Source organism: Pseudonocardia sp. N23, assembly GCF_002583555.1.
Classification (GTDB): domain Bacteria; phylum Actinomycetota; class Actinomycetes; order Mycobacteriales; family Pseudonocardiaceae; genus Pseudonocardia.
Window position 1 is genome coordinate 20,446 of the sequence record NZ_BEGX01000075.1, and the last position, 6,906, is coordinate 27,351.

Here is a 6,906-nt window from a genome sequence, read left to right on the forward strand (position 1 = left end):
TCGCAAATCTCGTGGAGAGGAGCGACGTGGTCCGGGCAGAGGAAGCGGATCAGTACTCCAGTCGCAGATCGTGACCTGACGCGGCGCCATCTACTCTGAACCGGTCGATGCGGATGGTGACGGCCGGGTGCAGGCATGTTCCGGATCTGCTGCTCGTCCAGCGGATGCCCCAGCTGGGTCGGCTTCACGGCTGGGTGCTTCGCTCAGCGGCGTCGAACGCGGGCGCGAGCGGGGCCATGGCCGCGCGGAGCTGGTCGGGCAGTGAGCCGGAGGGCACGACGAGTCCTCCGGCGCCGAAACCCTCGGCGGCCTCTGCATTCCCGGCCGCCCGGAGCCAGCCTTCCAGCGCGATGCGAACCGCCGCGGCCACGCTTGCCGCGAGAACGCGAGCTGTCTGCGCCCCCGTGTCACCCAGGCGTTCGGCGATCACCGCCGTGAGCGGGGGCTCGATGTCGGCGGTGGTGTCGAGGAACGCGTCGCGCAGCGCGGTCCGGGTGGTGATCAGCAGCAGCGCCTGCTGTTCGCGCTCACCGGTGTTCGTGTACTGCTCGACCACTGCTTGGGTGACGGCGTCGGTCAGGCGTACTCCTGCGGGCCGGGCCGTGACTGCCGCCGCGATGCGCGCCTCCCGGTCCGCAGTGACAGCGGAGACGATCGCCTGCTCGCGGCTGGCGAAGTAGTTGTTGTAGGTGCGCGGCGAGACCCCGGCCGCTTCGGCGATGTCCTCGACCCGCACCTGGTCCGGTCCGCGCTCCACGGCCAGGCGCAAGGCCGCCTCGCGTAGCGCCTCACGTGTGGCCTGCTTCTTCCGCTCCCGCAGGCCTGGTGGTGTCGTCACGGTGTCAGCGTTCCACACAGGGCTGCGCACGCGCAAAATTGCGCGTACGTAAACTTGCGTGTACGCATTTTTCCTGTCAGCCTCGACCCGCCCGAGAGCGACGGAGGGACGTCACCATGCGAGCAAGAGGAATGACCTACGACACCGGATTCGTCGTGCACGGCCAGATATCCCACGAGCACTTCGACCCCGCGGTGGTCCGGCGTGAGCTCGCCATCATCCGCGATGACCTGCACTGCAATGCGGTCCAGATCATCGGCGGTGACCCGGACCGACTGGAGCTGGCCGCCGGTGCCGCCACCGAGCTCGGCCTAGAGGTCTGGTTCTCGCCCTATCCGCTGGAGCTGGATCCGGAACAGATCCTCACGCTCTTCCGCGACTGCGCCGAGCGAGCGGAACGGCTCCGGCAGCAGGGAGCCACGGTCGTGTTCGTCGCAGGGGTCGAGCTGAGCGTGATGAACCGCGGGTTCCTGCCCGGAGGGAGTCCTGAGGAACGGGTCGAGCAACTGATGGGCCAACCCGAGCGGCGGGCCGAGGCGATGCGGGGGCTCGGCGTCCGCATCAACGCATTCCTCCGCGACGCCGCGGCCACGGTCCGCGAGCGCTTCCAGGGCAAACTCACCTACGCATCCATCCAGTTCGAGCATGTCGACTGGACTCCCTTCGACATGGTGACATTCGAGCTGATCCGCTCCGCCGAGGTCGCAGACCGGTTCCGAGAGGCGGTGCGCACCCTGGCTCAAGGCCCGAAGCCGCTCGCCATCACCGGGTTCGGCACCGCGGCCTACCGCGGCGCGGGCGACCGCGGCGGACGGGTGCTGGAAGTGGTCGAGCACGACCCGGAGACCAAGGCCCCTGTACGGCTGAACGGCATATACGAGCGTGACGAGGCTGGCCAGGCCGCATATCTGAGCGACCTGCTGGAGATCTTCGAGACCGAGGGCGTGGACAGCGCGTTTGTGTTCTTGTTCGCCTTGCCTGGCTACCTGCACCGCCCGGACGGCGACCCCAGGGACGACCTGGACCGGGCCGGCCTGGGCATCGTCAAACTCCTCGAAGGGCGCCGGGGGCAGACCTACCCCGACATGGAATGGGAACCCAAGGCCGCCTTCGCGGCAGTGGCGCAGCGGTATCGGAGGTGACAGGCCCCGCACCCTGTGACCACGGCTCGAGATCTGCACTGCATCGCAGGGCAGATCCCGAGCAAATGGGGAAGGTATTCGCCGAACTCGCAGACCTCTTGCGAATCTACCGCCGCCGCGACCTGCGGGCCAACGGCGTGTTGTACCTGCGCGGGTTACTGATGCCGGGCGTTGCGGGCAACTGTTCGTCGATCGCGGAGGCAGTCGGCCTGGACCGGCCGTACCGGTTCCACCAGCTGCTCGAACACGCCTGCTGGGAGGAGGACACCGCGAGACACGTGGTGCGTTCCTGACCCGGCACCTCGGCGCCGACGGCGGCGTCCTGATCTTCGATGAGACGGGGCAGGCGAAGAAGGGTACGAGACCGCGGCCGTGGGGCGGCAGAATTCCGGCACGATGGGCCGGGTTGAAACGTGATCGTCGCGGTGTACACGACGTACGCGACCAAGCGGGGCCACGCTCTCATCGACCGGGACCTGTACGTGCAGGCCGACTGGTTCGCCGATCCGGCGCGGATGGCGACGGCGGGTTTCCCGAAGGAGCACGCATTCGCCACCAAGCCGGCGCTCGCCCTCGCGCAGGCGAAACGGGCGCTGGCCGCGGGATCAGACCGGAGTGGGCAACCGGGGACGAGGTGTACGGACGCAGCCAGGAGTTGCGCGAGTTCTTGGAAGGCGCCGGCATCTGCATTGTGTTCGCGGTGCCCGTCGACCACCAGGTCACCACCTCTGGCGGCGGGCGCATGCGCGCGGACCAGGCGGTGCACCTGGTCGAGCCGGACGGGTGGAACCGCCACTCGTGCGGAGCGGGCGCGAAGGGCCCTCGCTACTACGACTGGGCGTGGGTCGCCACCGACTACCCGCGCCGATGGCTGCTCCTCCGCCGATCCATCGCCGACCCGAGCAAGATCGCGTACTTCTACGCCTACGCGCCCGCGGATCATCCCTGCCCCCTGACCATCCTGGTCAGGATCGCCGGGATGAGATGGACGGTGGAGGACGACTTCCAGGACTCGAAATCCACCGTCTCACTCGACCAGACCCAGGTCAGGCGCTACCGGGCGTGGAAACGCCACGTCACCATGGCCGTGGCGGCTCCGGCCTGTGGATCAGATCGCCGATCAGTCGTCGTGCCACGCTTCGGATGAGAGTCCCGGGGGCGGCGACTGCAACCAGAAATGCAACCGTCAGCTGGCACATCGAACCAGAGCGCAGCCTCTTGCCGACGTCGTCCCTGCTCAGAGAGCGGAAGCGGAGGGATTCGAACCCCCGGACCCTTTCGGGACTCTCGCTTTCAAGGTGCGCTGGCGGCCTGGTCGCGCTGCTCGTGGGCAGCTCAGGCGTTCATCGGCGTTCACTCGCGCGCGCGCTGAGCGGGTCGGGTTGCGACACCGGTTGCTGTCGGTTGCTACGCGGGAAGGGCTACTCGAAGTAGTCCTCGTCGAGCTTGACGATCGTGTAGGTCTGCACAGCCTGCACGCCAACCCCCCGGTCGATCATGAGATTGGCGAAGCGCTCACCGTCGATAAGGATCACGCTCGCATTGACGCTGCGCGCGTAGTCCATGGCCTCCCTGGAGAAGCTGCTCGTGGTAATGAAGACGCCTTGATTGGCCTGCTGACCATGAAGCGCGCCTACGAAGCCCTGGACCTGCGGCCGACCGACGATGTTGTCCGCGGCGTAGCGTTTCGCCTGGACGTAGATGCGGGCGAGGCCGAGCGGGTCCTGGTCGATGACGCCGTCTACTCCCCCGTCTCCGCTACCGCCAATGCGGCGAGCACGTTGCTCGACTCCGCCGTAGCCCATGGCTACGAGCACATCAAGGACAGACTGCTCAAGGAAGTCTGGTGTAGCGGCGCGCAGGCGCTCGACGAGCTGGGCGGCCACCTCTGCTCGAAGGCGCGCAATCCCGGCGTCGATCTGCTCCACCGGGTCGAGGTCGGAGCTGCTGCGATCGTCCGTGACGGGAACTACCGGCGACGAGTTGGCGCGCCGGGCCGGCACGTGGTCCCTGTATGCCGGGATCTGCCGTAGGTCGACCTCGTCGATCCTTTCCGGGTGCTCGGCCAGGAGCCGGCGCCCGACATCAGTGACCGTGTACGACCCGCGTCGAGGCCGTGTCAGCGCCCCTGCGCGGGCAAGAGACGACACCGCCCAGCCGATGCGGTTGCGATATCTCAGCTGTCCGGAGTCGAGCACCTCGTCCCGCTGTTCTGGAGTCAGGCCAACATGATCAGCGACCCGATCCTGAAGATCGCGGGCCTGGACCGTCTCGCCGTCCTTCAAGACCTGGAGAACGGGAAGGAGGAAGCCGTCCCAGGTCGCCATCTCGCTCACTGTCCGCGGGGCTTCACTCACGGCTCGCAGGTTATCCGTGCCGCACCTGGCGTAGTCGAACCCACCTCGACCTGCTACCGCGCCTGGACGCGCATGATCACGCCTTGCGCATACGCCACTGTCCGGCGCCGTCCCTGCTCCCTGCCGCGGTTGTCACTCAGAAAGTCGCTCACCCACCGAGCCCGGCCTCTGAGTGCCATCCCGTCAACGTGGCGCAGCCCGACCGAACGGACGACCGTGGGCAGCCCCCGACGCCACCGCTGGCCGATCTCACCAGCCTCGTCCACGGTGGGCCGCGTGGTAGCCCTCCGGGAGGCTGCCGGGGTGGCACGAAGCCGCCATCCTCATAGAGGTAACAGGGTCTGCAACCGGCGACGGTCTACATCAGAGGCGCGGTATTCGCGGTCCACTGCTGTCCATCCCACCAACGGTTGCACGGCTGACCGTCCGGGTCCTGGTACCAGCCAGCGGGAATCGCGGGCAAAGGTGGCAGCGTACGAGCGGCCGGGCCAGGTGCTGATGCTGGCGGCCGTGTTTCGACTGGCGTCGCGTACGAGTTTCCTTGCGCTCCGTCGCCTCGGTCGTGCAGCGACATCTTGTGGCCGCATGCTCGGCAGTCGGCTGTGAATGCTTGAGCGGCCGCGACGCCTCCCAGAGTCATCACATTGGCCCAGAGCTTGCCCTGCTTTCGCCCGAATTCCGCAGCGCTGCTGTTGGTACAGCGCTTGCAGTTGTTGCAGCCGGTATGGACCCGCTTCGCCATGCCTCGTTCTCCTCAACTGCCCTGTGAACTGGAGGTCGGTACTCACGGGCGCCCTGTTACGTCGCGACTGGAAAGCTATGGGTGTCTCTTGGCCCCTAGGCACTTCCGGCCCGGCTTGACCGCGTGCCACCCCGTGACCACGCTTCGCACGTCCGCTGGAGTCCGGCGCCGTCCCCGCTCCCCTCGCTGTCGTTGTCGCTCAGTTTGTCGCTCGCTCAGCAGTACCCGGCATCGGAGCGCCACCTGGCCAACATGGCGCGGCCGGATCGCCTAGCAGGCACGGTCGAGCGCACTGGGCAGGCATCACCCACAGGCTCGCTGGCCGACAGAACGGGCCACTATCCTCTACCGGAGATCCATCACACCTCGTGCGCAGCGTGAAGGAGGCGAAGTGCCGGACCGCGTCGGACACTCGGTGCACTGGGGGCCCGTCACGACCCATCACGTACGCGAACGTTGGATCCTCCGCCCGTTCTTGTCAGTACGCGCTTGGATAATGATCTCGGCCGCATGTTTGGTAGCGACCGTCGTCCTCGGCCTCACGGTTGGCTCCCGCGCAGGAGGACCCGCGTTCCTCGCCTTCGTTGTCGCCGGCTACATCGCGTGGCGTGCCGCGTACAAGTGGCGAGCATGGAACGAGGCGATTGCTGCGCACAAGGTGAAGGCAGCACAGGCTGCCTTCGACGAGAGTGACCGCGAGCTGCAGCGGCGATGGCTCCGCCAGCAGTTACGCGACAACGACGCCTAGCTGCGCGATACGCCAGATCATACGGTTCATGGGCCCGTGCTGGCCGCTGCATGTCGTGCGACATCTATTGCCGACTTCGACCGTTGATATGTGAGGGCTTCCGCAGGAGTCCGGCCGCTCCCCCCATTCTCGCGATGGCCTCCTCGGTGTGAACGCGGACGCGTGCTCTCCGTCACTGACGCCCTGTTCCATCCCGATCGGTCTGACCTGCCGCCATCTCGGCCTCTCTCCCCACGTGACGGCCGCTCCTGAGTCGTTCGCTCGGAATTTTGCCCCACCGCACCCTGGCCTCGACTGCCATCCCGTCGACCCGGCGCAGCCCGACCGCGCGGACGTCCGTGGGCGGCCCTCGACGCAACCGCACCCGACGTCGCCCAGCTCCGCCCACGGGCGGCGGTGTGGTAGCCCTCTGGGAGGTCTTCGGGATGGCACGGACCCAGCCATCCCGGAGACCTGCCTGCTCTGCGAGGGCCGCATTCAAGCCTGACCACCGCTCGTGCGGGACCGTAACGTCTGCTTGACTCGCGCCGATAGCGGTGGCGCGTAGGCCGTTCGGCTCGCGCACACTATCGGGGGACTCAACGTGGCGATGAAACTCGCTCTCGCCGGCCTCGGCGCAGCACTCTTAATCGTCGGGTTGGCGCTCGGCTTGTCGTCTCACAGCGTGACGCGCATGAGCGGCAGTGAGCTGGACTGCGGGAGCGCATGGTCGCCTGAGCTCGCAAACGCGAAGAGCCAGGACGATCTCATTAACTCCATGGTCTACGGCCGCTACCGCGGGCTCGGGCTCAGTTCGGACTACGAAGACAAGTGCGTGGCCGAGCTGGGCGGCCTCGGGACTACGGCAGCCATCCTCAGCATCTTCGGCGGTGCGGTAATCGTGGGCGTCGGATTCCTGGCCGCCGCGCAGAGTGGCTCGCGCCGTACCGAACCGGGCGCTCCCGCCTCGGATGCTGCCACCCCGCCAGACCCGGTATCCCTCAGCGACGACTGAGGCACACGTGCACGCTGGCCAAACCAGCAATCCTGCGAAACAAGATCGACTTCTCTCGGAGGTCGGTCTTGTTTGCCGTTGTGCC

8 protein-coding genes and 1 pseudogene are annotated in these 6,906 nt (G+C 67.2%); 6 read left to right on the forward strand and 3 right to left on the reverse strand.

The features are described 5' to 3' along the window. Nucleotides 1–184: 184 nt before the first annotated feature. A complete protein-coding gene (locus tag TOK_RS21470) occupies nt 185–838 on the reverse strand; it encodes a TetR/AcrR family transcriptional regulator (protein ID WP_098959809.1) in 654 nt (217 codons plus the stop codon). Nucleotides 839–954: 116 nt separating this feature from the next. On the opposite strand from TOK_RS21470, the gene TOK_RS21475 reads away from it, so the two are divergent. The 4 genes and pseudogenes from TOK_RS21475 to TOK_RS34300 all read left to right on the forward strand — a co-directional run bounded on the left by TOK_RS21475 (nt 955) and on the right by TOK_RS34300 (nt 3,127). After that, on the forward strand, nt 955–1,980 hold the full coding sequence (locus tag TOK_RS21475) for a hypothetical protein (protein WP_216362044.1): 1,026 nt from the start codon (nt 955–957) through the stop codon (nt 1,978–1,980). Between the two features lie 65 nt (nt 1,981–2,045). Beyond that, nucleotides 2,046–2,273: a hypothetical protein gene (locus tag TOK_RS21480; protein ID WP_098959811.1), complete on the forward strand. Its 228-nt coding sequence runs from the start codon at nt 2,046–2,048 to the stop codon at nt 2,271–2,273. Between the two features lie 132 nt (nt 2,274–2,405). Next, nucleotides 2,406–2,579, forward strand: a pseudogene (locus TOK_RS35440) (transposase); the annotation flags it as partial. Nucleotides 2,580–2,614: 35 nt separating this feature from the next. Further along, a complete protein-coding gene (locus TOK_RS34300) occupies nt 2,615–3,127 on the forward strand; it encodes a hypothetical protein (RefSeq protein WP_253258544.1) in 513 nt (170 codons plus the stop codon). Between the two features lie 274 nt (nt 3,128–3,401). Here the strand turns inward: TOK_RS34300 and TOK_RS21490 are convergent, their stop codons facing one another. After that, the gene (locus TOK_RS21490; RefSeq protein WP_216362045.1) at nt 3,402–4,337 is read right to left on the reverse strand and encodes a restriction endonuclease; all 936 of its coding nucleotides are present in this window, start codon (nt 4,335–4,337) and stop codon (nt 3,402–3,404) included. A 358-nt stretch (nt 4,338–4,695) separates the two neighbouring features. Beyond that, the gene (locus tag TOK_RS35445; protein ID WP_216362046.1) at nt 4,696–5,079 is read right to left on the reverse strand and encodes a DUF2510 domain-containing protein; all 384 of its coding nucleotides are present in this window, start codon (nt 5,077–5,079) and stop codon (nt 4,696–4,698) included. A 496-nt stretch (nt 5,080–5,575) separates the two neighbouring features. Between TOK_RS35445 and TOK_RS21505 the strand changes: the two genes are divergently transcribed. Together TOK_RS21505 and TOK_RS21510 are read left to right on the forward strand one after the other, a co-directional pair. Then, nucleotides 5,576–5,827 (forward strand): hypothetical protein, encoded by a 252-nt coding sequence (locus TOK_RS21505; RefSeq protein ID WP_098959815.1) that lies wholly within the window; start codon nt 5,576–5,578, stop codon nt 5,825–5,827. A gap of 583 nt (nt 5,828–6,410) precedes the next feature. Continuing rightward, the gene (locus TOK_RS21510; RefSeq protein ID WP_141566484.1) at nt 6,411–6,821 is read left to right on the forward strand and encodes a hypothetical protein; all 411 of its coding nucleotides are present in this window, start codon (nt 6,411–6,413) and stop codon (nt 6,819–6,821) included. The last annotated feature ends 85 nt before the right edge of the window (nt 6,822–6,906 follow it).